This window comes from Stenotrophomonas sp. 1337 (genome assembly GCF_031455455.1).
GTDB lineage: Bacteria > Pseudomonadota > Gammaproteobacteria > Xanthomonadales > Xanthomonadaceae > Stenotrophomonas > Stenotrophomonas indicatrix.
The window spans coordinates 1-23595 of record NZ_JAVDSR010000017.1; the positions used below are offsets into that span (position 1 = coordinate 1).

Consider the following 23595-nt stretch of genomic DNA (forward strand, 5'->3'; position numbering starts at 1 on the left):
GCGGTGTGGGTAGGCAGGACCGTTGGCGCCATGGATGGCGCCATCGAGCCCCCAAGGACGGGTTTACGGCGTGTCCTGCCTACCCACACCGCCCCGCCATCCCACGGAATGCCCGCTGTTGCCATTGCTGTTGCTTGAATGTCGTAGCAGGTGCAGGGCGCAGCCCTGCTCGACCAACCTCACACCGTGATGGTCTGGGTCAGCGATTCCCAGGTCGGCGGCACCGGCCAGGACGCGGCCTGGTTGCCATCCAGCACCCGCCGCAGGTCGCGCGGATCGATCTGCGGGGCCAGCACATGCACCAGCTCCAGCGCGTAGTCGCGCAGCACCCGGTCGCGCGGCAGCACCGCCCAGGCCACGCACTCGGTGATCGGTGCCGGCGCCGGCCATACCCGCAGGTCTTCATCGTTGGCGCTGATCGCCATCTCGGCCAGCAGACCTACCCCCAGACCCGTACGCACATAAGTCTTGATCAGGTCCGCATCCAGCGCCGTCAGCGCCAGATCGGGTACCAGGCTCTGCGCGGCAAAAGCGCGCTGCAACGAGGAGTTGGGCCGGGTCGAGGATTCGTAGCTGATCAACGGCTGGCGTGACAATGCCGCCAGGTCCGGTGCGCGCCCGGCGCGATCCAGCGGATGGCCCTTGGGCACCACCACCAGCCGCCGCCAGCGGAACAGCGGCACGGCGATGCCATCGCTGGGTTCACTGCCGGCGGTACTGATGATCGCGATATCGGCATCGCCCTGGTTCAGCCGGTCCAGCGCATCGGCCTCACCGGCCTGCTGCAGGTGCACGCTGACCTGGGGATAGGCCTGCTTGATGCGCGCCACCGCCGGCGGCAGCACGAAACGCGCCTGGGTGTGGGTGGTGGTCAGGATCAGCTGGCCCTGGCTCTCGCGACGCTGGTTGGCCGCGTAGGTGCGGATGTTGTTGGCCTCGGACAGCACCGCGCGGGCGCGGCTGATCACTTCGGTGCCAGCCGGGGTGACCGACTCCAGGCTGCGCCCCTTGCGTACGAACAGCAGGAAGCCCAGTTCGTCCTCCAGCTGCTTGAGCTGCTTGGACAGCCCAGGCTGGGTGGCATGCACGCGCGAGGCGGCGAGCGTGATGTTCAGCTCGGCGTCGGCGATGGCAACCAGGTAGCGCAGCTGGGTCAGCGTCATGGCAGGCGGGCGATGTGGGGGCGGAGGTCCACTCTAGGGTCAATTGCCGTCACCAGCTTATAACCAAAGGTTGTTTAAGAAAGGTATCTGGTCATTTCCGGGCGTCATATGCCGGCGCTACGGTCAGCCGGCAGCCGCTGGCCTGAACAGCCAGCCCACTTCCTTTTCGCCCGCCGAGCCCGGCGCGGCCTGTTCCTGGAGCGCTCCCATGGCCCTGTACGACTCCATCCTCGACACCATCGGCAACACCCCCATCGTCAAGCTGCAGCGACTGGCGCCGCAGGGCGTGACCCTGTACGCCAAGGTCGAGTCCTTCAATCCGGGCGGCTCGGTGAAGGATCGCCTGGCGCTGGCGATCATCCTCGATGCCGAACAGCGTGGCCTGCTCAAGCCGGGCGACACCATCGTCGAAGCCACCTCGGGCAACACCGGCGTCGCCCTGGCGATGGTGGCGGCCGCACGCGGCTACAAGTTCGTGGCGACCATGGTCGAGACCTTCTCGGTGGAACGCCGCAAGCTGATGCGGGCCTACGGCGCGAAGGTCATCCTGACCCCGGCCGCCGAGCGCGGCAGCGGCATGGTGCGCAGGGCGCGCGAGCTGGCCGAGGAACACGGTTGGTTCCTGGCCAGCCAGTTCGCCAACCCGGCCAACCCGGCCTACCACCGCAACACCACCGCCGCGGAGATCCTGCGTGATTTCGCCGGCAAGCGGCTGGACTACTTCGTGAGTGGCTGGGGAACCGGCGGCACCTTGACCGGCGTCGGCGAAGTACTGAAGGTCGCCCGCCCGGACACCCGCATCATCGCCACCGAGCCGGCCGGCGCCGCCTTGCTGAAGGGCGATGACTGGAAGCCGCACAAGATCCAGGGCTGGACCCCGGACTTCGTGCCCGATGTGCTCAACCGCAATGTGGTGGACGAACTGGTGACGGTGGAAGATGACCGCGCGATCGCCACCGCCCGCCGGCTGGCGGCGGAGGAAGGCATCTTCGTAGGCATCTCCGCCGGTGCCACGGTTGCCAGCGCACTGGACGTGGCAGATCGCGCCGAACCGGGCGCGGTGATCCTGGCGATGTTGCCGGACACCGGTGAACGCTACTTCTCCACGCCGCTGTTCGCCGACGTCAATGAAGGTTCGGACGACGACTGGTTGGCCGGTCTGCCCTGATCGCCGCGTTGTCGATGACAGCAGGATGACGCCCACCCTCGCGGTGGGCGTTTGCTATTTGGGTGATCCTGTCTGGGTATTGCCGACGGAAGCGGACAGCTTTCCCCAGAAATCATAAGAGATTCACCCCGAAAACTTTCGTTTTGCCCGCCTGCGGCGCTCGCTTCAGCCTGCGTGAAGGCGCCGCCGGCCATCGTGCATGAACAGCGCGGATCGCAGTGCATGAGACGGTCATGACGCAGCATCGATGCCCTGTCCCGCAAGATGCGGGTGCAGCCAGCGTGGGCACGGCGCGCAACAACTACAGGCAGGAGACGGACGCATGAAGATCGAAGTGTGGCAGGGCGACATTACGGCCCTGGCGGTGGATGCGATCGTCAACGCGGCCAATGAATCACTGCTCGGTGGCGGCGGTGTCGACGGCGCCATCCATCGTGCGGCCGGCCCTGGCCTGCTGGCCGAGTGCGAGCGTCTGCCGGAGCTGCGCCCCGGTGTGCGCTGCCCGACCGGTGAGGTGCGCGCAACCGATGCCTATGCGCTTCCGGCACGGCACGTACTGCATACGGTCGGTCCGGCCTGGCACGACGGCCAGCGCGACGAACCGGCATTGCTGGCGAACTGCTACTGGAAGTCGCTGCAGCTGGCCGAATCACTGAACCTGCAGTCGATCGCGTTCCCGGCCATCAGCTGCGGTGTGTATGGCTATCCGCTGTACCAGGCCGCACAGATCGCGGTCACCGAAACACTCGCCTGGCAGCGCAGCCACGCCCAGCCGATGCGGATCGTGCTGGTGGCGTTCAACACGGCGACCGCCAAGGCCTACCAGCAGGCACTGTCGGCCGCAGGCCAGGTCGCCGACAGCGGGCGCGGTTCGCTGCTGTCGCCCTTGGGCGATACCGGCTTCGTGCCGGCGCATTGAAACAACGCCGTGTGTGGAAGAAAAAAGGCCGGGCAATGCCCGGCCTTTTCGTTTGCATCCTCGTGGCGGCGTCAGTCCGTCGCTTCAGCGGCGGCGTCGGCCGCCGCCGTAGCAGCAGCTGATGCAGCGGCCGAAGCGGCGCCGTCGATCTGCACGCGTACTTCCACCATGCCCGCTTCATCGCTCAGGCTGGACACGTCCACGGTGTAGTGGCCGGCAGGCAGCGATTCTTCCACGCGTGCGTTGGTGCCGTTGCCACCATCGTCATTGACCAGCTCCACGTCGCCGCCGACCACACGCAGTACCGTATCCACCTGGCTGGAAATGGCGTCCAGGCGCACATCGGCCGCACGCGGCAGGCTCAGCAGGAAGCGGCGGCGGCCTTCGCCATCGAGCATGGCGAACACACTTCCGGTGTTCGGCAGGGAGGTGCCATCACGCATGACCATGTTGGCCGGCAGCTCGGTGCGCTTGGCCGTCAGTTTGAAAGCGCCGGTACTGTCTTCATCCAGGCTGCGCACGCGCAGGGTGTACTTGCCCGGTTCCAGCGGCATGCCGATGCGCGAATTGGTGTCATCACCGCCATCGTCGTTCTCCGACTGGACGCCGTTGCCATCCAGCTTCAGCACCGTATCGAACGCCTTCGATTCCAGGCGGATTTCGTACATGCCCGCCTTGTCCACCTGCAGGGTGTAATCCTGCGACTTGGAGGCCAGCAGGTCGGCGATCTCACCTTCGGCCACTATCGGCTTGCCGTCATACGGCACCAGTTTCTCGGCGCGCAGGCGGTACGGACCGAAGGCGGAGGGGCCGTCGGCATTGATGGCCACCTGGTAGCTGCCAGTGCCGTTGGCGCGGAACGCCAGCGAGACGTCGTTGCCGCGCTCGTAGCCCGAGTTGCTGCTGGCCACCAGCACGCCATTGTTGAACACGGCGATCGAGCCGCGCAGCGCACCGGTCAACGTGATGCCGGCCAGTTGCTTGTCTTCCAGCTTCAGCTGGTACAGCTGATGGTGGCTGCCATCGTTGAAATTGACGCCGCTGCGCGAGGTGATTTCGCCGGAGACCGGCTTGTCGAACTCCAGCGAGGGGGCCTTGCCCATGTCCGTGCTGCCACCCATCCGGTTGCAGCCGCCGACAGCCAGCACCGTGGCAACGGCCAGCGTAATTGCGGTGATACGCATGTTCCTTCTCCTTGGCCTTCCATGTATGCCCCCCGCACTGGCCTGGCGTGCGGGAGGCGGCAACGATACCGGCAAAAGCAAACGCCGGCATGATGCCGGCGCTGCCCTGTTCAGTTCATGCTGCAGAACCTGCGGATCAGCCGTTCCACTTGCCCAGCGCGGCCTGGCCGTTTTCCTTGGCACGCTCGTAGACGGTCTTCTGTGCTGCGGCGTAGTTGCCCTTCATGTCCTTGGCCCACAGCTTCAGCGCCGCCTGCTGCATGGCACGGCCATAAGAGAAGCTCAGCGGCCACGGCAGGTTGCCCATCTGGTTCATGGCGTTGAGGTGGGCGGTGGACTGCTCATCGCTCTGGCCACCGGACAGGAACACCACGCCCGGCAGGATCGCCGGCACGGTGCTCTTCAGGCACATCACGGTCGACTCGGCCACTTCCTCGACATCGGCCTGCTCGTCGCAGCCCTTGCCGGAGATGACCATCGAAGCCTTCAGGATGGTGCCTTCCAGCAGCACGTTCTGCTGGTACAGCGCGTCGAACAGCGAACGCAGGGTGGCTTCGGTGACTTCGTAGCAGGTCTCGATGTCGTGCTCGCCGTCCATGATCACTTCCGGCTCGACCATCGGCACCAGGCCGCATTCCTGGCACAGCGCGGCGTAGCGGGCCAGCGCATGCGCGTTGGACTCGATGCAGGTGCCCGACGGAATGCTCTCGCCGATGTTGATGACCGCACGCCACTTGGCAAAGCGCGCGCCCAGCTTGTAGTACTCCTGCAGGCGCTCGCGCAGGCCGTCCAGGCCCTCGGTGACCAGCTCGCCCGGGCAGCCGGCCAGCGGGTGCGCACCCTTGTCCACCTTGATGCCCGGGATCATGCCGTGGTCGGACATGTACTTGGCGAACGGCACGCCGTCCTTGGTCGACTGGCGGATGGTCTCGTCGTACAGGATGGCGCCGGAAATGTGCTCGTTGAGCTTCGGCGTGGTCAGCAGCAGTTCGCGGTAGGCGCGACGGTTCTCTTCGGTGTTCTCGATGCCTACGCTGGCAAAGCGCTTGGCGATGGTACCGGTGGATTCGTCGATCGCGATGATGCCCTTGCCCGGGGCAACCATGGCCTGGGCGGTTTCAGCCAGCTGTTCGATGCTCATGTACTTCCTGTGGCGGGTGCGGGAAAAACGTAAGTATAGCCCCGCTATCCGTTGCCCCGACGTGGAGGCTCGGATGGAACCGGTTCCACTGTCTGTGCGGGACAGGAAATGTCCTGCCGGATCGGGTCAGAGCCCCTTTCGGGGATCTGACCCCGGGTCGGATCCGCGCCGCGGCTCCGACCCGATGTGGCCACCTCTTACAGGTCGCCCAGACCGCTGGCGCGGCCGTCTTCGCCCACTTCCAGCAGGCGCAGGGTATTGGTCGCGCCGTGGGTTTCCATGTGCTCACCGCTGGTGAACACCACACGGTCGCCGGCCTGCAGCATGCCGCCCTCCACCAGCAGGCGGATGCTGCCGCGTGCGGCTTCGCGCGGGGTGAAGCCCCGGCTGTCGAAGTTGATCGGGAACACATCGCGCATCAGCGCCATCTGCCGGCGGGCGCCGTCGTGGCGGGTGACCGCGAACACCGGTGCCGAGGCACGGAATCGCGACAGGTAGCGCGCGGTGCCACCGGATTCGGTCATCGCCACGATCGCGCGCACGCCCACGTGCTGGGACAGGAACATGGTGGCCATGGCAATGGCCTGGTCGGCACGTTCCAGGTTGCGCGGCGAAGCGCCGAAGTCGGTCTCGGTCTGGAACTGGCGCTCGGCACCCAGGCAGATGCGCGCCATCGCTTCGACCGCCTTGACCGGATACGCACCGGCGGCGGTTTCGGCCGACAGCATCACCGCATCGGTACCGTCGATGACCGAGTTGGCCACGTCCAGCACTTCGGCACGGGTCGGGATCGGGCTTTCGACCATCGACTGCAGCATCTGGGTGGCGGTGATCACCACCTTGTTCTGCGCCAGCGAGGCCTTGATGATCTTCTTCTGCAGGCCCGGCAGTTCGGCATCGCCGATTTCCACGCCCAGGTCGCCACGCGCCACCATCACCACGTCACTGGCGTCGACGATCTCTTCCAGGTTCTCGATGGCCTCGGTGCGCTCGATCTTGGACACCAGCGCGGCGTAGCAGCCGTGCGATTCGGCGATCTCGCGCGCATCGTTCATGTCCTGCGCATTGCGGCAGAACGATACGGCGATGAAATCCACGCCGATCTTGGCGACGATGCCGATCAGTTCCTTGTCGCGCTCGGTCAGCGCGCCCAGCGACAGGCCACCGCCCTGCTTGTTCAGGCCCTTGCGATCGGACAACGGACCATCGTTGAGCACGGTGTTGATGATGCGCTCGCCCTGCACTTCCACCACCTGCAGCTGCATCAGGCCATCGTCGAGCAGCAGCACGTCACCGGCGGTCACGTCCTGCGGCAGGCCGAGGTAGCTCACGCCCACCTGGGTGGCATCGCCGGGGCCGGCATCGGTGCTGGCGATCAGGTCGAAGCGGTCACCGGCCTTGAGATGCACCTTGCCCTCGGCGAAGCGCTCGATGCGGATCTTCGGGCCCGGCAGGTCTGCCAGGATGCCCACTTCAACACCCACGCGCTGCGCGGCGGCGCGCACATCGGCGGCACGCTTGGCCTGGCCGGACGGGTCACCGTGGCTGAAGTTGAGGCGCACCACGTTGACGCCGGCGCGGAACAGATCCTCCAGCACGCCCGGCGGATCGGTAGCCGGACCGAGGGTGGCAAGGATCTTGGTGCGACGCTGACGCTCGAACATGATGGATGGGCCTCTCCCGTTAAAGGACGGAAATTAGCACATCCTTCACGTCCCATGTATACGGTTACAGCCTTGTGCTGCCTGACTCTGCGGGACATCGCATGGACATGTTCCGGACATACGCTGGTCGATGGCAGCGGAAACGCCGCCGGGCAAGGCCCGGCGCGCGGCATCGTCCAACTCAGGCAAGCAAGGCCAGCAGCTGCGCCGGATCACGGGCCAGCTGCCCGGCACCGGCCTCGGTCAGCTCCTGCTCGCCACCAAAGCCCCACAGCACGCCCACACTGCGCAGCCCGTGGTGACGGGCGCCCTCGATGTCCATGCGGCGGTCGCCGATCATCCAGCAGCGTTCCGGCGCCAGCTGCAGCCGATGCAGCGCCTCGCCCACCAGCTGCGGCTTGCTGCTGCGCGAGCCATCCGGAGTTGAACCGATCACGTCCTCGAACAGGCCACCGAACGGCAGATGCTCGACGATGCGGCGGGCATGCGGCTCGTTCTTGGCGGTGACCACCGCAAGGCGATGGCCGCGTGCGTGCAGCGCGCGTACCACCGCTTCGATGTCCGGGTAGATCGTATGCTCGCGCCAGCCTTCCACGTCGAAACGCTCGCGATAGAAGGCCACGGCCTGCTCCACCCGCTCGGGCTCACCGAACAACGGCGCAAACGTGGTGCGCAGCGATGGGCCGATCCAGCCCAGCAACGTTTCCTGCGGCGGCACCGGGTGATCCATCTTCTGCAGCGCATAGGCGATGCAGGTGGTGATGCCCACTTCCGAATCGATCAGCGTGCCGTCCATGTCGAAGAAGAGCGTTGCACGCTCTTCTCCGTCCACCCGCGGATCGACGCTCATGCGCCGCGCGCGGCCAGGGCAGCCACCGCCGGCAGCGTCTTGCCTTCCAGGAATTCCAGGAACGCGCCGCCACCGGTGGAGATGTAGCTGACCTGCTGGGCGATATCGAACTTGTCGACCGCGGCCAGGGTATCGCCACCACCGGCGATGGAGAACGCCGGCGAGCTGGCGATGGCGCGGGCCAGCGCTTCGGTGCCCTTGCTGAAGGCTTCGAACTCGAACACGCCGACCGGGCCGTTCCAGACCACGGTGCCGGCCTTGGCGATCAGCTGTGCGTACTGCGCGGCCGTCTGCGGGCCGATATCCAGGATCAGGTCATCCTCGGCCACCGCATCGACGGCCTTCACTTCTGCAGCCGCGTCGGGCAGGAACTGCTTGGCGGTGACCACGTCCACCGGCAGCGGGATGTCCGCACCCCGCGCCTTGGCGTCGGCCACGATCTTCCGGGCGGTATCCAGCAGGTCCGGCTCGTACAGCGACTTGCCGACCTTGTAGCCGGCCGCCGCGATGAAGGTGTTGGCGATGCCGCCACCGACAATCAGCTGGTCGACCTTGCCGACCAGGTTGGCCAGCAGCTCCAGCTTGGTGCTGACCTTGCTGCCGGCGACGATGGCCAGCAGCGGCTTGGCCGGCGCATCCAGCGCCAGTGCCAGTGCATCCAGCTCGGCCATCAGCAGCGGGCCACCGGCAGCGACCGGGGCGAAACGGATCACGCCATGGGTGGATGCCTGCGCGCGGTGCGCGGTACCGAACGCATCCATCACGAACACATCGCAGAGGGCGGCGTACTTCTTCGACAGGGCTTCATCGTCCTTGCCCTCGCCAACGTTCATGCGGCAGTTTTCCAGCAGCACCAGCTGGCCCGGCTGCACGTCGACGCCGTCGACCCAGTCACGCACCAGCGGCACTTCGCGACCCAGCAGCACCGACAGGCGCTCGGCCACCGGCGTCAGCGAATCGGCTTCGCTCCACACGCCTTCCTTGGGGCGGCCCAGGTGCGAGGTGACCATCACCGCCGCGCCCTGCTCCAGCGCGCGCTTGAGCGTCGGCAGGGAAGCGGTGATGCGCTGTTCGGAGGTGATGCGGCCATTCTCGATCGGCACGTTCAGATCCTGGCGGATCAGCACGCGCTTGCCGGAGAGGTCGAGGTCGGTCATGCGGACGATGGACATGGGCAACTCTTTGGCTCTGGAGATGGGATGCCGGCGTGCGGCAGACGGTCATTGTATCGGGTGCGGCTGGCGGCCGCGCCGCTGCCTGCGGCAGGCTTCGAAGCAACGGCAACAGCAACGGCAACGGCCGAAGCACTGGCGCTTCGTGGTGCTGTGGGTGGGCCGGGGCGGTGTGGGCCCGCGGGGACGCCGTGAATCCATCCCTGGAGGCTCGGGCGCGCCATCCATGGCGCTTACGCCCCCGCGACCCCACACCACCCCGGCCTCGACAGGTTCATGAGGCGGAGCGGACAGCAAAGGCAAAAGCAAAGGCGGTTTCTGGGGTCGGATGAAGAAAGAAGGGGTCGGATCCGTTCTCCTGCGGAAAACGGATCCGACCCCGACGGCCGTCGAGCGAAGCGACCCGCTTCTGCTCTTGCTCTTCTTTTTTCTTTTCCGTGGGTGGACGCACACGGAAATTGTCAGAGGCCGGGCGGGTGGGCTGGGCAGGGGTGTCAGCCGCATGGATGCGGCTGCCAAGCCTACAAGGACGTACTTGCGGCGTCCCCTGCACAGCCCACCCGCCCGGCCAAACCACGGCTTCTGCTACAAGGACGTACTTGCGGCGTCGCCTGCACAGTCCACCCGCCCGGCCAGACCACGGCTTCTGCTCTCAACGACTGCCCACCCACGAGGGGCTGCGCCGTTCGCTGCAAACTACGCCGAAGGCGACGGCTTCTGCTTCAGCAGGCTCAACGCCAGTCCACCAACAACCAGCACGCCCAGCCCCAGCAACGCCCACAGCAACCACGCCTTCCAGTCGTGCTGCGGCTTCAGCGCTGCGTCACCGGCGAGCGTCTCCGGACTGCCCTCCAAGCGTGCCAGCGTCGGCTGCCACGACGGATCATTGCGCTGCCGCAGTTCCTCGATCAGCACCGTGATCGGCGCCTCCGCGCGACGCGCGGTCGTGCTGCCCACGGCCAGCGCGTAGGGCGCTGCGCCCTGGCTGAGGAACACCATCACCTCCGGTTGATAGCCCAGGCGCAGGGTCGGGGCGCTGGTGGTCTCCACCGGGCTCGCGACCAGCTTCCAGTAACGGTCGCGGTACATGCCGCCCAACGGCTGTGCCGCCGATTGCTGGCGCTGGCCCGGTGCCCCCTGCTGCAGCTGATAGGCGATCCAGGGCGCGCTGCGGCGCTGCCACTCGGCGCTTTCGTCGTCGCGGCTGAACAGGGTCCACTGCACCAGGCTGTTGTCGGTGCTGGCCACGTCGGCGCGGGTCACCGGGAATCGACCATCCAGCTCAAAGGTGAATTCCCCCTTGCCCTGCGCGGTCGGTGTCAGCGACAGCCACTCCCAGGGCACCGTTGCCGGTGCCGGCGGCAGTTCGGCCAATACACTGCGCAGCTCCGGCAGGCGCGCCTCGCCCTGCGGCAGGATCCGCAGGTAGCGCACATTGCTGTCGACCTGCAGGCGTCGCTGCAGCAGGCGCTTGCCCGCACGCTGCAGGTCCACCAGGGGGACATCACGGGCGATCGACTGCCAGTGCTGCAGATCATCGCTGGCGTCAAGCTGTACCTGCGCCTGCAGCGGCTGGCCACTTTCGGCCCAGTCCAGCACCAGCGCTGCCAGCGGCTGCTGGCCAAGCACGCTGGCATCGATCAACCAGCCGCCCTGCCCGTTCGCCACCGCACCACCACCAAGCCTGGCCTCGACCCGGCGCACACGGCCGTCGGTATCGCGCTCGGTCAGCAGCTGCAGGTCGTTGCGCTGGGCCTCGGCCAGTGGTGGCAGCGCGAACCACGGCAGCTCGCGCTGCACCGGCGGCTGCGCCAACGGCTGGTCCGGCGCCAGCAGCGCCGACGGCAATGCCTGGCCGGCAGCGTTGAACACCTGCAGATCGCCCAGATCAGCGGCGCCTGCGCGGCGGTAGATCGCCGGCTCCAGCACCACCCGATAGGCACCGGACTGCGCGCTGGACAGGCTCAGTGGCCACTGTTCGGCGTACTGCGCGCGGTAGTCCGTGGCCTGCGCGGCAACCGCACCGGCCACGCCGAACAAGACCGGCAGCAACGCTCGGCTCCACTTCCTCATTGGTTTTCCTCCACGGTTGGCGGCGCGCTCGGCGGCGCGGGCGCCAGGTAGCCCACCACGGTGCACAGCAGGCCGTAGGCGATGAACGATGCGATTCCCAGCAGGTTGCCCAGATGCTGGCGGTCGATCAGCACCAGCTTGGCCAGCACCACGGCCATCAACACGGCACCGACCATCCACAGCACACGCTGGCCGCGACGCGAGCCCCACACCCAGGCGATCACGCCCAGTACGCTCCACAACACGGTCAGGCTGGTCTGGGCCAAGCTGAAGCGGGCCATCGTCGGATCCCAGGCGACCCCACCCCAATGATGCACGCCATGCAGCACCGTGCTGGTCAACGCGATGAAACCGGCCACGGCCAGCACCGGCACACGCAACCGCTGCAGCTGCGCTGGTCCCTGCGGGTCATACAGCCAGCGCGCGATCAGCAGCAGGCTGACCCACTGTGCAAGCTCGGCAGGATTGAGCAGCGGCAACCACGGCAACGGCGTGGCGTCGCCCGCCAGGGTCAGGCCGAACAACCAGGCCAGCGCCAGCACCGCGAAAATCACGCACTGCAGCGGCAGGCGCACCGGATCAAACGCAGCACCCAGCGGCCAGCGCAGCACGTTCCAGCGCCACAGCGACAGCGCCGCCAGCAGCAGCCACGGCAACGTGACCAGCAACGCGGTCCAGCCCTGCGCCAGGCGCGCGTCGCCGCCGCCCCACAGGGCCAGCAGCGAAAGCAGCGACGGCCACAGCAGCCACCACAGGAACTGCGCGATACGGGCCACGCCGCCGCTGCCCTGGCGCAGGCACAGCAGGCTGCGCACGCCAAGCATGGCGAACACCGCCCACGCCAATGCGCCATAGCCGGCAAAGGGCTGCTGGTGGGCATCGCTCTGCAGCAGGGCCAGCGGGAAGCCGGCGGCCAGCATCGCCAACGCGGTCACGCCCAGCGCACGTGCCGGCATGCGGCGTTGCACCTCCGAGGTCAGCCAGGCGGTGACGGCGGCCAGCACCAACACCGAGTCGGCCTGCGCCGAATGCTGGAAGAAGCGGCCGATTTCATGCACCAGACCGCCCAACCACCACAGCTGGCCCCACAGGTAGTACGCCAGGGCGATGTCATGGCGCTGCCTGCGCTGATAGCTCCACGCCGCCGCGAAACCCGCCACGGCCAGCAGCAGTGCGCCGATCGCGGTCGGGTTGAGCAGGAAACGCTGGTCCTGGTGCCAATGGTCGGCGCCCACCACGAATGCGAATGCGGCGGCGAGCTGCAGCAGCGCACCGGTCACCTGCGGCAACCAGCGCTTCTGGCGCAACCCCAGCCACGCCAGGCCGGCACCTTCCAGCGCGAACACCGCACCGGTGGCCCGCGCCGACAATGCCAGCGGCACCGCCAGCGTCGCAAAGCCCACCGCCAGTACCGCATGCGACTGCGCCAGCACCGTGTACGACGCGCGTGCGATCAGGGCCCGTGCCAGCAACGCATAGATCGCTGCCAGGCCCAGCGCGCACAGGGCCAGCGTCATCGGTTGTTCGTGCAGCATGCCGGCCTGCAACGAGAAGGCGATCAGCGGCGTGCCGAACACCAGGCTGCCGTCGACCAGATCGCGACGCCCGGCCGGCTGCCGGCGCGCATACAACAACGGAATCAGCAGATAGAAGACGAAGAACAGCAGCAGGAACGGTTCGGTACTGGCGAACTTGGCCGCGTCGTACTGCAGCACGCCCCAGAAGGTGCCGATGCCGAAGGTGAACGCGAAACCCAGCAGGTTCAGCACACGCCACGGGCGATACCAGGCAATGGCGAAAATGCCCGCGTTGAGCACGGCGTAGTAGCTGAACAGGCCGACGTGGTTGCCACTGCCGGTGGACAGCCACAGCGGCGCCATGAAGCCGGCCAGGATGCCCAGCACTGCCAACGTCCTCGAGTTCTGCACGACCGCCAGCACGCACAGCCCCGCCACCAGCGCGATCGAGCTGGCAAAAGCGAAGCCGGGCGCGAGCAGATCGAAACGCTTGAAGGCAGCGAAGATGGTCAGCAGCAGTACGCCGATGGCGCCCCCCTGCAGGGCCAGCGCGAACATCCGCCGGCGCTCGCGCTGGTGCCAGCCGAAGGCCAGCAGGCCCAGCGCACCGACGGTGATGCCCGCCAGCCGCAGCTCGACCGGCACCACCAGCCAGCCCTGGTCGCTGACGTACTTGAGCAGCGCAGCAACGCCGGCCAACAGCACCAGCATGCCGATCTTCACCGGCACATTGCCCTGGGTGAACCAGTGCTTGATCGCACCGATCGCGCGCTCGACCAGGTTCGGCAGGGCCGGTTCCGCTGGCAAGGGTGGCAATGTGGGCTCAGGTGGCAATGGCGGTGGCGGCGACGGACGCGCGGGTTGGGCCGGCGGCGGCAGCTCCTCGCGGGCGGCAACCGGCGGCGGGGCCGTGGCCGCCGTGGGCCGCAGGAACGAGGGCTCGCTGCTGGGTTCACGTGTTGCCGCAGGCGCGCGCGGCGGCTCGGCCACGGCCGAGGACGCACGGTCTACGGTCCCTGCCGGGTTGGGCGCGACCTGCACGCTCTGTGCGGCTTCCAGCGCGGCGACCCGCCGGCGCAGGCCGGCAATCATCACCAGCGCCACCACCAGCAGCAGCGGTATCGCCAGCAGGACCAGTACTGCCAGGACCAAGAGTGCTTCCATTCCTCGCCTTCCAATGCGATCCCGCGCCACGATGGCGGCGGTCGACGGGCCCATGCTACGTCAGGCCGGGCCCCTTAAACGACGAACCCCGGCCAGGCCGGGGTTCGCGCGACGATCTTCGCAGGCCTTACTTGGCTGCGACGACCTTGGCCATTTCCAGGCACTTGTTGGAATAGCCCCACTCGTTGTCGTACCACGACACGAGCTTGACGAAGGTGCCGTCCAGCGCGATGCCGGCGTCTGCGTCGAACACCGAGGTGTGGGTTTCACCGCGGAAATCGGTGGCCACCACCTTGTCTTCGGTGTAGCCCAGGATGCCCTTCAGCGCGCCTTCGCTCTGTGCCTTCACTTCGGCGCAGATCTCGGCGTAGGTGGCTTCCTTTTCCAGCTCGACGGTCAGGTCGACCACCGACACGTCCGAGGTCGGCACGCGGAAGCTCATGCCGGTCAGCTTCTTGTTCAGTTCCGGGATGACAACGCCGACGGCCTTGGCGGCACCGGTGGAGGACGGAATGATGTTCTCCAGGATGCCGCGGCCGCCGCGCCAGTCCTTGTTGGACGGGCCATCGACGGTCTTCTGCGTGGCGGTGGCCGCATGCACGGTGGTCATCAGGCCGCGCTTGATGCCCCACTTGTCATTGATGACCTTGGCCAGCGGCGCCAGGCAGTTGGTGGTGCACGAGGCGTTGGAGATGATCGCCTGGCCAGCGTAGGTCTTGTCGTTCACGCCGAACACGAACATCGGCGTGTCGTCCTTCGACGGTGCCGACAGGATGACCTTCTTGGCGCCGGCATCGATGTGCTTCTGCGCACTGACCTTGTCCAGGAACAGGCCGGTGGCTTCGAGCACGACGTCAACGCCGACTTCGTCCCACTTCAGGTTGGACGGATCGCGTTCCTGGGTCAGGCGGATCTTCTTGCCGTTGACCAGCAGATCCTTGCCATCGACGGCTACGTCGGCCTTGAAACGGCCGTGCACGGAGTCGTACTTGAGCATGTAGGCCAGGTAATCCGGCTCCAGCAGATCGTTGATGGCCACGATTTCGATGTCGTCGCCGAAGTTCAGCACCGCCGAGCGCAGGACGTTACGCCCGATGCGACCGAAACCGTTGATACCAACCTTGATTGCCATGTTCTCAAGCTCCTGCAGCCGCGACAGGTGCGGCGGGGTGGATAGGGCCCACAAGTCTAGCAGGCCGGCCTTGACCACCGCCGGCCAAGCCCGCCGCCGGGACGGGGGCCGGACAGGATTTGATCCGGATCAAAGCGTTAGCGCGGCGTGAGGCCGAGACTGGCCACATCCACCCAGCAACGAGATCACCCCCATGCGCAAGACCTCCCCCCTGATCGTGGCCAGCCTGGCCGCCGCCCTGTCGTTGGCCGCTGCCCCGGCCATGGCCCAGTCCAAGGGCGACTGGACCCTTTCCGCTGGCGTGCACCAGGTCGCCCCGAAGTCGAACAACGGCTGGCTGGCCGGCGGCACCCTGAAGGTCGACGTCGACAACGACGTCAAGCCGACCATCACCGGTGAGTACTTCATCGCCGACAACCTGGGCATCGAAGTACTGGCGGCGCTGCCGTTCAAGCACGACATCAACATCAACGGCCTGGGCCGCGTGGGCAGCACCAAGCAGCTGCCGCCGGTGGTCACCCTGCAGTACCACTTCAACAGCAAGGGCAAGGTGTCGCCGTTCGTGGGCGCCGGCCTGAACTACACGACCTTCTTCAGCGAAGACACCACCGGTGCGCTGGCGGGCAGCAAGCTGAAGCTGCAGGATTCGTGGGGCCTGGCCGCGCATGCGGGCATCGACTTTGCGATTGGCGAGAAGGGCGCCCTGCGCGTGGACATGCGCTGGATCGACATCGACAGCAAGGTGAAGCTCGACGGCGAGAAGATCGGCACGGTCAACATCGATCCGCTGGTCTACGGCGCGTCCTACGTCTTCAAGTTCTAAGGGGTTGATTGGCGGGGGCTGCGCCCCCGCTCCCCCGCTACAGGCAAAACCCTCGCAGCATGTTGCCCCGGTATGTGTGTGCCGGGGCTTTTTTGTTGGTGCAGAGCGCGGATCTGCGTTTGGGTGGGGCAAGTGAGTTGCTCAGGACACGCCGTAAATACGTCCATGTAGGCTCGATCGCCGCATCCATGCGGCGAACGGTCCTGAGCAACCCACTTGCCCCACCCCTTCCATTTTTCCGCGCGCGCAGGCGCAAGCAGCAGCCGGCACCCGCATGACCCAGTTGCCATCGGCCGGATGCGATCCTGCATTTGACTCTGATTCTGCTTCTGACGTTTGCATCCGCCACCGCGGCCATGTTGGAGGTGTGCGGTAGGGGCAGGTAGCGCGGGACCGTTGGCGCCATGGATGGCGCCATCGAGCCCCCATGGATGGGTTTACGGCGTGTCCCGCACTGCCTGCCCCGGCCGCACACACCCCGACGACAATGAACGCGCCGCTTTCCATCAACCACCCTTCTCCCCCGCTGGCTAGAATGAGCGGATGAAAGCACTGCACTCCCTGTTCCTCGCCGCCGCCCTCGCGCCGGCCCTGCTGACCCTGTCCGCACCCGCCCATGCCTGGGGCGCGCAAGGCCACCGCCTGGTCGCCGAAGTCGCCGACAGCCGCCTCAACCCGACCACGCGCGCTGAAGTCGACCGCCTGCTGGCCACCGAACCCGGCGCCACCCTTGCCAGCATCGCGCCCTGGGCCGACCAGCTGCGCGCCAAGGACCCGGGCCTGGGCCGTCGCTCGGCCGGTTGGCACTACGTCAACATCGCCGAAGATGGCTGCCACTACGAGGCGCCGAAGCACTGCAGGAGCGGCAACTGCATCGTCGAAGCGCTGAAGGCGCAGAGCGCGATCCTCGGCGACCGCAGCCTGACCGATGGCGAGCGCCTGCAGGCGCTGAAATTCGTCGTGCATCTGGTCGGTGACATCCACCAGCCGATGCACGCCGGCTACGGCCACGACAAGGGCGGCAACGATTTCCAGCTGCAGTTCGGCAACCGCGGTACCAACCTGCACTCGCTGTGGGACAGCGGCATGCTCAATACCCGCAAGGTCGACGATGCCGGTTACCTGCCGGTGCTGCGCGCACTGCCGGCGCCGAAGCTGGCACGCCAGTCCAACCCGCAGCGCGATCCGGTCAGCTGGGCTGAAGCCAGCTGCCGCATTTCGGTGCAACCTGGCGTTTACCCTGCCTCGCGTAAGATCGGCGACGACTACACCACGCGCTACCGGCCGGTGGCCGAAGCGCAGCTGCGACTGGCCGGTGAAAACCTGGCGCAGTTGCTGAACCGCGTGCTCGCCACACGCTGAGGAGTGCCCGATGTCGGTCCAGGTGCAATCGTTCTTCCACCGTGACAGCAACACCTTCAGCTACCTGGTCAGCGACCCGGCCAGCAGCGAGGCCGCGCTGATCGACCCGGTACTGGATTACGACCCGGATACCGACGCCAGCAGCGAATCGCCGGTGCGCGCGATGCTCGATGCCATCGCGCAACAGCAGCTGCACGTGCGCTGGCTGCTGGAAACCCACGCCCATGCCGACCACGTGTCGGCAGGACGTCGGCTCAAGCAACGGTTCCCGGATGCGACGCTGGCCATCGGCGAAGGCATCCGTGCGGTGCAGGCCACGTTTGCACCGCGCTATGGCCTGCAGCTGCCCGAGGAACATGCCGTCTTCGATCACCTGTTCGCTGATGGCGAGACCTTCGCACTGGGTGAACTGCAGGGGCGCATCATCGCCGTACCCGGCCACACCAGCGACAGCATCGCCTATCTGATCGACGATGCGCTGTTCACCGGCGATTCGTTGTTCATGCCCGATGGCGGCACCGCACGCTGCGATTTCCCCGGCGGCGATGCTGCGCAGCTGTACCGCTCGATCCAGCGCCTGCTGGCCCTGCCCGATGCCACCCGCGTATTCGTCTGCCACGACTACGGCCCGGGCGGACGCGATTTCGCCAACGAAACCACCATTGGTGAACAGCGCGCGCACAACATCCACGTGCATGAAGGCGTGGCCGAGGCGGAGTTCGTCAGCGTGCGCCAGGCGCGTGATGCGACGCTGGCAGAACCGCAGCTGATGCAGCCAGCGGTGAAGGCCAACATCCAGGGCGGCGCGTAGGGCCCGCACGATCGCCTCATCGCGCCAGCAATGACACCGCGTCATTTGCCCTGCGTGTGCACCACATGCTGGCCCTTCACGATCTCGAAGGTGAAGGCATACAGCAGGCTCACCGGCACCGGTTCGACGCGCTCGGCGCCTTGGCAGTCGCCACGGTCGCTCGGCACCTTGCCGGGGGCGAAGTGGCAGACCGCGGCGGGCGAATACTTCCACATCGCCACCGCCTCCTGCGCAGCCTGCAACAGCGGCGCATTCTCGCTCGCCGCGCCTGCCGCGCATTCGCTGCGGTCGACCAGCGCCAGGCTTCGCTCGACAGCGCCTTCGGCATCGATCACCACCTGCAGGCAGATCGTGGTCGGCGCCAGCTCGGTGCGCGGGTCACGATCACCGATCTGCGGATCCGGCGCCGCATACAGCTGCGGCATCCGATAGCCTTCGGTCGCTCCCAGCGTGTACGCCTGCACCTGGCCGCTGCCGCCTTTCCCTTCCGCATGCAGGCGCTGATGGCCGACACTCTCATTGCGGGTATCGACGGTGGTCAACCGTTCCTGGGTGGCGCAGCCTGCCAGCATCCCCACTGCCAACAGCAGCGCGATGCGCATCACCTGGCGGTCTCCGTCACGTCGTCGCTCTCATCCATGGCGAAGGTGATCGGAATGCGTACTGCGCCCGCCACCGGCTTGCCGTTCTTCAGCGCCGGGCGATAGGTCCAGCTTCGCGCTGCTGCAATCGATACCGCTTCGAACACGCCCGGATTGGTGGCGCTGAGCACCTGCACATCGGCGGGGTGTCCCTTGGCATCCACCTGCACGCGCAGGTTCACCACGCCTACCTGACGCTGCTCGATCGCAGACTTCGGATACGAGGGCGGCGACATCTTGTCGACCTGGATCGGACGGTCGAGCCCCGCTTCGGCCGCGTCTTCTCCAGCATATTCGAACGGTTCTACGTTGATCGACGGCACGCCCGCTGTCCCACTCTGGCTGGCCCACGCCACCGCCCCCACGCCCAGGCACAACCCGACCACCAGCACCTGCCCCGACACCCACGGCAATGCCTTCCGCTTGGACTGCTTCAACATGGCGATACGCTCCTTCAACACGGGTTGGCTGCGCCAGTGGCATACCGCCGGCGCAACCGGGTGGACCAGCTGCGCCTTCAGCAGCGTGCTGGCGTAGAGGCCGCGCAGCGCAGGCTGCGGGGCAATGGTGCGGGCGTCGCAGGCCAGTTCCTGGTCACGCAGGAAACGGCGTGCGGCCCATGGCAGCAGCGGATGGAACCAGAACACCGCGCGCATCAGCAGCAGTACGCCGTTGGCCCAGTGATCGCCATTGCGACGATGGCTGTGCTCGTGCTGCAGGATCAGCGCCTGCTCCTGTGCAGTGAACTGCTGGTCGAAATCGGGGCCGACCACGATGCGCGGCCGCCACAGGCCCACCAGCGCCGGCAGCCCAGGATCGCCACTGGCCTGCCAGCTGCCATCGGTGCGTGCCTGCAGGCCGCCCATGCCGCGTTCGAAGCGGCGCTGTGCGCGCAGGTCGCGCAACAGGCAGACGCCCGCGCCCAGCGCCCACACCACCAACAGAAGCAAGGGCCATTGCAGCGACGCCGTTGGCAGGCTGTCCACGGCTTCCGGCACGACCTTCAGCGGCAAGGTCGGCACATGCTGCAACAGCGCGACCTGTGGCAGGGGAATCAACAGCGTGGCCAACATCAGGGGCAGCAGCCACCAGCTACGGTAGGCCAGCCCGGCGCCGCCCAATCGCACCAGCAACGGCCGCGTCACCGCCAGCAGGATCACGCCCACCGCCAACCACAAGCTGGCCTGCCACAGTCCGTCGAGCAGCTCATTCATGGTCCAGCTCCTGGATCAGCTTCTTCAGTTCGGCGATGTCCTGTGCGCTGAGCTGGCCGCGTTCGCTGAAGTGCGCGACCAGCGGTGCCACGCGCCCTTCGAAGACACGGCCGATGAAGTCCTGGCTCTGCGCCTCCACCCAGGCCTGGCGTTGCAGCAGCGGCCGGTACAGGTAGCGCCGGCCATCGCGCTCGGCGGCGATCGCGCCCTTGGTCAGCAGGCGGTTGAGCAGGGTCTTGATGGTCGGCTCAGCCCAGTCGCGGTGCGCCAGTGCGGCCACCACCTCGTCGGCGCTGCGCGGTGCCTGCTGCCACAGCACCTCCATCACAACGGCTTCGGCTTCGCTGATCGGGGTCATGGTTTACATCCGTAATCGACGATTGGATTACGCGCGTAATCGAATCAGCTGTCAACCCCTCGACCGGTAATTCATCGCGCCTGCGCCAGCATGGGGGCCTCCACCGCAGGTACCGGCATGAAGCCCTTGCGCAAACGTGATTTCCCGGTCGAGCAGGCCCGACGCTTCCTCGAGCCCGGCCCCATCGTGCTGGTCAGTACCGCCTGGCAAGGCCAGTGCAACCTGATGACGATGGGCTGGCACATGGTGATGGGCTTCTCGCCCTCGCTGGTGGCCACCTACCTGTGGAACGAGAACCATAGCTTCAGCCTGGCCCGCAGCAGCGGCGAATGCGTGATCAACATCCCGGGCGTGGAGCTGCTGGACACGGTGGTCGATATCGGCAACTGCAGCGGCCGTGACGTGGACAAGTTCGAACGGTTCGGCCTGGATGCGATGCCTGCGCGGGAGGTGGGGGCACCGCTGGTGGGCCAGTGCCATTCCAGCTTCGAGTGCCGCCTGCATGACGACAGCCAGGTCGAATCGAGCAACCTGTTCATCTGGGAAATCGTGCGCGCCCATGTTGCGCCTCGCCCAAAGCTGCCGCGCACGGTGCATTACCGGGGCGATGGGCAGTTCATGGTGTCCGGTGCCGAAGTCTCGCGTCGACGGCGGTTCAAGCCCGACATGCTGTAATGCCAGCACTCCCCCAAGCAGGACCGCCCCGGATGACCGAACACCTCACCGACCTCGACGCCGCCGTTGACTGGCTGTTTGCGCGCGTGGATGGGCCGCTGCGGATCGGTGCGCCGCTGGCGCTGGGTAAACCACACCGCCTGCTCAACGCCCTGTATGCGCGCGTCGAACAGGACCCGTCGCGGCCGCTGCAGCTGTATACCGCGCTGTCACTGAACCCGCCGCAGGCAAAGGGCAACGGCCTGGAAGCACGTTTCCTGGCACCGTTCGCGGCCCGCCACTTCGGTGAAGACTTCCCGCGCCTGGCCTACGCCGATGCAATCGCCCGCGATGCGTTGCCAGCGCATGTGCAGGTGGAAGAGTTCTACATGCAGTCCGGTGCCCTGCTCGGTTCGCGACAGGCGCAATCCAGCTACACCAGCCTCAACTACACCCACGCTGCCGACGCGGTAGCGCAGCGCGCGCCGCAGGTGATCGTGCAGAAAGTGGCGATGCGCCCGGACGACCGACGCCTTTCGCTGTCCTGCAACAACGACATCACCCAGGACACGCTGGACGCGATGACCGCACGCGGCCTGCCGCGCCCGCTGCTGGTCGCCGAGATCGATCCGCAGCTGCCCTATCTTGGCGGCACGGCCACGGTGGACGTGTCCTTCTTCGATCTGGTCATCACCCCGCCAGCGCCGTATCCGGTGTTGTTCGGCCTGCCACGGCAACCGGTGGCCGACGCCGACTACGCCATCGGCCTGTATGCCAGCACCCTGGTGCGCGACGGTGGCACCCTGCAGATCGGCATCGGCACCCTGGCCGATGCACTCAGCCACGCATTGGTACTGCGCCACACCGACAACGCACGCTACCGCCGCGTGTTGAACGCGCTGGATCCGCAACTGGCCAGCCATCCGCTGGTACAGGAGATCGGCGGACTGGACCCGTTCGAGATCGGCCTGTACGGCTGCAGCGAAATGCTCAACGAGGGTTTCCGCCGGCTGGTGCAGACCGGTGTGATCAAGCGCAAGGTGCATGACGATCTGGCACTGATGCAGCGCATCGAGAACGGCAGCACGCTGTCCATCGACCATGCCACGTTGGAGGCCGAGGGCGAATACCTGCACGGCGCGTTCTACCTGGGCTCATCCGAATTCTACGAATGGCTGCGCACCCTGCCCGATGACGAATGCCGGGCGATCGGCATGCGCCGCATCAGCGAGATCAACCAACTGTACGGTGGCAACGAAACGCTGGAGCGCCTGCAGCGCCGTCACGCCCGCTTCTTCAATTCCTGCATGATGGCCACCGTGCTGGGCGCGGCGGTATCCGACGCGCTGGAGGATGGCCGTGTGGTCTCCGGCGTGGGCGGCCAGTACAACTTCGTGGCGATGGCGCACGCCCTGCCCGAAGCGCGCAGTGTGCTGATGTTCCGCGCTGCCCGTGATGACCGCGGCCAGCGCGAATCCAACGTGCGCTGGAACTACGGGCACACAACCATTCCGCGCCACCTGCGTGACATCTATCTCAACGAGTACGGTATCGCCGACGTGCGTGGCCTGACCGACGACGACTGTGTGCACGCGATGGCGGCCATCACCGAAGCACCGTTCCAGGGCGCCCTGCTGCAGCAGGCCTTTTCGGCACGCAAGCTGGCCGCCACGGCGCAACCTGATGCGCAGCGGCTGCAGCGCAATACATCCCAGGCGCTGGCGGCGGCGCTGGCGCCGTTCCGCAACGATGGCACCCTGCCCGATTACCCGTTGGGCAGCGACTTCACCGAGATCGAACAGGTACTGGTGAAGGCACTGGGCTGGCTGAAGGCCAATACACAGACGCGCGGCAGCAAGCTGCGTACCGTGTGGGACGCGCTGTGGCAGCCTGCAGGTGATGGTGACGCGGTGTATCTGCAGCGGATGGAACTGCAGTCGCCCAAGGACTTCGGCGAACGGCTCAATGCACGGTTGTTGAGGCTGGCCCTGGCGCGCACCGCGTAGCTGCATCGCCGATTGCAGGACTGGGCTGGCGGGCTGGCTTGGCATTGGCTCGCCATTCCTGTATCACGATCGCTCGATCATTTTCCCGATTACGTCTCATGCGCCACCGCATTACAGCCATCCACCACAGAGCGTGCTTCTCGAGCAGCAGTTGTGCATGGTTGGCCATCAACGATGTGCCGATCGAGCTGTGGCTGGCCCAGCATCTGGACCATCCCGACCTCGAAGTGCATGGTCTTTCACTGATGTGGTTGATCGACGAGGATGAGGATGCGCTGGCCAATCGGCGCATCATCCCTGCCGCGAATGGAACCTCCACCCTGGTGCCGCTGCTGGTGTGTAGTGACGACATGGATTTCGCCTGTTCTACGCTGATGACCGAGCAGGTGATCGAGGGCGATGTCGTGCGCTGGCAGCGGTTCGGTCGCAGTGAAACCGGGGGCCTGGAAGTCGGCGCCTCCACGTGCTGGTATCCAGATAGCAAACCAGTGACATTTGCACTTGCCGACTTCAACCAGGCCTTGAGTGAGCATCAACGGCTCATCAAGGAATCCATCGGCAGCCAAGGCTGATCCAAGG

At 66.5% G+C, this 23595-nt stretch carries 20 protein-coding genes; 8 read left to right on the forward strand and 12 right to left on the reverse strand.

The genetic code is table 11. The features are described 5' to 3' along the window. Nucleotides 1-179: 179 nt before the first annotated feature. Nucleotides 180-1163: a LysR family transcriptional regulator gene (locus tag J2X70_RS18415; RefSeq protein ID WP_025874261.1), complete on the reverse strand. Its 984-nt coding sequence runs from the start codon at nucleotides 1161-1163 to the stop codon at nucleotides 180-182. A gap of 208 nt (nucleotides 1164-1371) precedes the next feature. Here J2X70_RS18415 and cysK point away from each other — a divergent pair, with 208 nt between their 5' ends. Together cysK and J2X70_RS18425 are read left to right on the forward strand one after the other, a co-directional pair. Next, nucleotides 1372-2331 carry a cysteine synthase A gene (gene cysK / locus J2X70_RS18420; RefSeq protein ID WP_032975199.1) on the forward strand — a complete coding sequence of 320 codons (960 nt, stop codon included), beginning with the start codon at nucleotides 1372-1374 and terminating at the stop codon, nucleotides 2329-2331. 322 nt (nucleotides 2332-2653) lie between these two features. Continuing rightward, nucleotides 2654-3250 carry an O-acetyl-ADP-ribose deacetylase gene (locus J2X70_RS18425; protein ID WP_309911584.1) on the forward strand — a complete coding sequence of 199 codons (597 nt, stop codon included), beginning with the start codon at nucleotides 2654-2656 and terminating at the stop codon, nucleotides 3248-3250. Nucleotides 3251-3321: 71 nt separating this feature from the next. Here the strand turns inward: J2X70_RS18425 and J2X70_RS18430 are convergent, their stop codons facing one another. The 8 genes from J2X70_RS18430 to gap form a co-directional block, all read right to left on the reverse strand. Continuing rightward, nucleotides 3322-4434 (reverse strand): ABC transporter substrate-binding protein, encoded by a 1113-nt coding sequence (locus J2X70_RS18430; RefSeq protein ID WP_309911586.1) that lies wholly within the window; start codon nucleotides 4432-4434, stop codon nucleotides 3322-3324. A gap of 136 nt (nucleotides 4435-4570) precedes the next feature. Then, nucleotides 4571-5575 (reverse strand): class I fructose-bisphosphate aldolase, encoded by a 1005-nt coding sequence (locus tag J2X70_RS18435; protein WP_025874258.1) that lies wholly within the window; start codon nucleotides 5573-5575, stop codon nucleotides 4571-4573. Nucleotides 5576-5772: 197 nt separating this feature from the next. Then, nucleotides 5773-7239: a pyruvate kinase gene (gene pyk, locus J2X70_RS18440; RefSeq protein ID WP_032975201.1), complete on the reverse strand. Its 1467-nt coding sequence runs from the start codon at nucleotides 7237-7239 to the stop codon at nucleotides 5773-5775. Nucleotides 7240-7420: 181 nt separating this feature from the next. After that, a complete protein-coding gene (locus tag J2X70_RS18445; protein WP_051501629.1) occupies nucleotides 7421-8089 on the reverse strand; it encodes an HAD hydrolase-like protein in 669 nt (222 codons plus the stop codon). Next, nucleotides 8086-9261, reverse strand: a complete 1176-nt coding sequence (locus tag J2X70_RS18450; protein WP_309911588.1) for a phosphoglycerate kinase — start codon at nucleotides 9259-9261, stop codon at nucleotides 8086-8088. The genes J2X70_RS18445 and J2X70_RS18450 overlap by 4 nt, the downstream gene beginning before the upstream one ends. Nucleotides 9262-9957: 696 nt before the next feature. Next, entirely contained in the window at nucleotides 9958-11334 is a 1377-nt protein-coding gene (locus tag J2X70_RS18455) for a DUF3999 domain-containing protein (RefSeq protein ID WP_279208869.1), read from the reverse strand. Further along, nucleotides 11331-14015 carry a DUF2339 domain-containing protein gene (locus J2X70_RS18460; RefSeq protein WP_309911591.1) on the reverse strand — a complete coding sequence of 895 codons (2685 nt, stop codon included), beginning with the start codon at nucleotides 14013-14015 and terminating at the stop codon, nucleotides 11331-11333. Before J2X70_RS18460 ends, J2X70_RS18455 begins: the two co-directional genes overlap by 4 nt. 127 nt (nucleotides 14016-14142) lie before the next feature. Next, complete coding sequence (gap, locus tag J2X70_RS18465) at nucleotides 14143-15147, reverse strand: type I glyceraldehyde-3-phosphate dehydrogenase (RefSeq protein WP_025874252.1); 1005 nt, start codon at nucleotides 15145-15147, stop codon at nucleotides 14143-14145. Nucleotides 15148-15340: 193 nt separating this feature from the next. On the opposite strand from gap, the gene J2X70_RS18470 reads away from it, so the two are divergent. The 3 genes from J2X70_RS18470 to J2X70_RS18480 all read left to right on the forward strand — a co-directional run bounded on the left by J2X70_RS18470 (nucleotide 15341) and on the right by J2X70_RS18480 (nucleotide 18143). After that, nucleotides 15341-15970, forward strand: coding sequence for an OmpW family outer membrane protein (locus J2X70_RS18470; RefSeq protein WP_025874251.1), 630 nt, complete (start codon nucleotides 15341-15343; stop codon nucleotides 15968-15970). Nucleotides 15971-16513: 543 nt separating this feature from the next. Beyond that, nucleotides 16514-17332, forward strand: a complete 819-nt coding sequence (locus J2X70_RS18475) for a S1/P1 nuclease (RefSeq protein ID WP_309911593.1) — start codon at nucleotides 16514-16516, stop codon at nucleotides 17330-17332. 10 nt (nucleotides 17333-17342) lie between these two features. Further along, entirely contained in the window at nucleotides 17343-18143 is an 801-nt protein-coding gene (locus tag J2X70_RS18480; RefSeq protein WP_033831871.1) for an MBL fold metallo-hydrolase, read from the forward strand. A 41-nt stretch (nucleotides 18144-18184) separates the two neighbouring features. On the opposite strand, the gene J2X70_RS18485 is transcribed toward J2X70_RS18480, so the two are convergent. Genes J2X70_RS18485 through J2X70_RS18495 form a run of 3 tightly spaced genes read right to left on the reverse strand, consistent with a single transcriptional unit; the run spans nucleotide 18185 to nucleotide 20356 of the window. Then, the gene (locus tag J2X70_RS18485; protein WP_033831872.1) at nucleotides 18185-18745 is read right to left on the reverse strand and encodes a hypothetical protein; all 561 of its coding nucleotides are present in this window, start codon (nucleotides 18743-18745) and stop codon (nucleotides 18185-18187) included. After that, nucleotides 18745-19998, reverse strand: a complete 1254-nt coding sequence (locus J2X70_RS18490) for a TonB family protein (RefSeq protein WP_309911596.1) — start codon at nucleotides 19996-19998, stop codon at nucleotides 18745-18747. The genes J2X70_RS18485 and J2X70_RS18490 overlap by 1 nt, the downstream gene beginning before the upstream one ends. After that, nucleotides 19991-20356 carry a BlaI/MecI/CopY family transcriptional regulator gene (locus tag J2X70_RS18495; protein WP_032977188.1) on the reverse strand — a complete coding sequence of 122 codons (366 nt, stop codon included), beginning with the start codon at nucleotides 20354-20356 and terminating at the stop codon, nucleotides 19991-19993. Before J2X70_RS18495 ends, J2X70_RS18490 begins: the two co-directional genes overlap by 8 nt. A gap of 117 nt (nucleotides 20357-20473) precedes the next feature. Here J2X70_RS18495 and J2X70_RS18500 point away from each other — a divergent pair, with 117 nt between their 5' ends. The 3 genes from J2X70_RS18500 (at nucleotide 20474) to J2X70_RS18510 (ending at nucleotide 23588) form a co-directional block, all read left to right on the forward strand. Beyond that, nucleotides 20474-21031, forward strand: coding sequence for a flavin reductase family protein (locus J2X70_RS18500; RefSeq protein WP_223483259.1), 558 nt, complete (start codon nucleotides 20474-20476; stop codon nucleotides 21029-21031). A 32-nt stretch (nucleotides 21032-21063) separates the two neighbouring features. Then, nucleotides 21064-23016: an acetyl-CoA hydrolase/transferase C-terminal domain-containing protein gene (locus J2X70_RS18505; protein WP_309911599.1), complete on the forward strand. Its 1953-nt coding sequence runs from the start codon at nucleotides 21064-21066 to the stop codon at nucleotides 23014-23016. Nucleotides 23017-23177: 161 nt separating this feature from the next. Beyond that, entirely contained in the window at nucleotides 23178-23588 is a 411-nt protein-coding gene (locus tag J2X70_RS18510; RefSeq protein ID WP_202968391.1) for a hypothetical protein, read from the forward strand. Nucleotides 23589-23595: the final 7 nt, after the last annotated feature.

Excerpts from the sequence above, each read along its gene's own strand:
- J2X70_RS18415 (WP_025874261.1), bottom strand. The coding sequence starts at position 1,163 with ATGACGCTGACCCAGCTGCGCTACCTGGTTGCCATCGCCGACGCCGAG.
- J2X70_RS18495 (WP_032977188.1), bottom strand. The coding sequence starts at position 20,356 with ATGACCCCGATCAGCGAAGCCGAAGCCGTTGTGATGGAGGTGCTGTGG.
- J2X70_RS18455 (WP_279208869.1), bottom strand. The coding sequence starts at position 11,334 with ATGAGGAAGTGGAGCCGAGCGTTGCTGCCGGTCTTGTTCGGCGTGGCC.
- J2X70_RS18425 (WP_309911584.1), top strand. The coding sequence starts at position 2,654 with ATGAAGATCGAAGTGTGGCAGGGCGACATTACGGCCCTGGCGGTGGAT.
- gap (WP_025874252.1), bottom strand. The coding sequence starts at position 15,147 with ATGGCAATCAAGGTTGGTATCAACGGTTTCGGTCGCATCGGGCGTAAC.
- J2X70_RS18500 (WP_223483259.1), top strand. The coding sequence starts at position 20,474 with ATGAAGCCCTTGCGCAAACGTGATTTCCCGGTCGAGCAGGCCCGACGC.
- J2X70_RS18450 (WP_309911588.1), bottom strand. The coding sequence starts at position 9,261 with ATGTCCATCGTCCGCATGACCGACCTCGACCTCTCCGGCAAGCGCGTG.
- J2X70_RS18445 (WP_051501629.1), bottom strand. The coding sequence starts at position 8,089 with ATGAGCGTCGATCCGCGGGTGGACGGAGAAGAGCGTGCAACGCTCTTC.
- J2X70_RS18470 (WP_025874251.1), top strand. The coding sequence starts at position 15,341 with ATGCGCAAGACCTCCCCCCTGATCGTGGCCAGCCTGGCCGCCGCCCTG.
- J2X70_RS18505 (WP_309911599.1), top strand. The coding sequence starts at position 21,064 with ATGACCGAACACCTCACCGACCTCGACGCCGCCGTTGACTGGCTGTTT.
- J2X70_RS18485 (WP_033831872.1), bottom strand. The coding sequence starts at position 18,745 with ATGCGCATCGCGCTGCTGTTGGCAGTGGGGATGCTGGCAGGCTGCGCC.
- cysK (WP_032975199.1), top strand. The coding sequence starts at position 1,372 with ATGGCCCTGTACGACTCCATCCTCGACACCATCGGCAACACCCCCATC.
- J2X70_RS18460 (WP_309911591.1), bottom strand. The coding sequence starts at position 14,015 with ATGGAAGCACTCTTGGTCCTGGCAGTACTGGTCCTGCTGGCGATACCG.
- J2X70_RS18475 (WP_309911593.1), top strand. The coding sequence starts at position 16,514 with ATGAAAGCACTGCACTCCCTGTTCCTCGCCGCCGCCCTCGCGCCGGCC.
- pyk (WP_032975201.1), bottom strand. The coding sequence starts at position 7,239 with ATGTTCGAGCGTCAGCGTCGCACCAAGATCCTTGCCACCCTCGGTCCG.
- J2X70_RS18430 (WP_309911586.1), bottom strand. The coding sequence starts at position 4,434 with ATGCGTATCACCGCAATTACGCTGGCCGTTGCCACGGTGCTGGCTGTC.
- J2X70_RS18490 (WP_309911596.1), bottom strand. The coding sequence starts at position 19,998 with ATGAATGAGCTGCTCGACGGACTGTGGCAGGCCAGCTTGTGGTTGGCG.
- J2X70_RS18480 (WP_033831871.1), top strand. The coding sequence starts at position 17,343 with ATGTCGGTCCAGGTGCAATCGTTCTTCCACCGTGACAGCAACACCTTC.
- J2X70_RS18435 (WP_025874258.1), bottom strand. The coding sequence starts at position 5,575 with ATGAGCATCGAACAGCTGGCTGAAACCGCCCAGGCCATGGTTGCCCCG.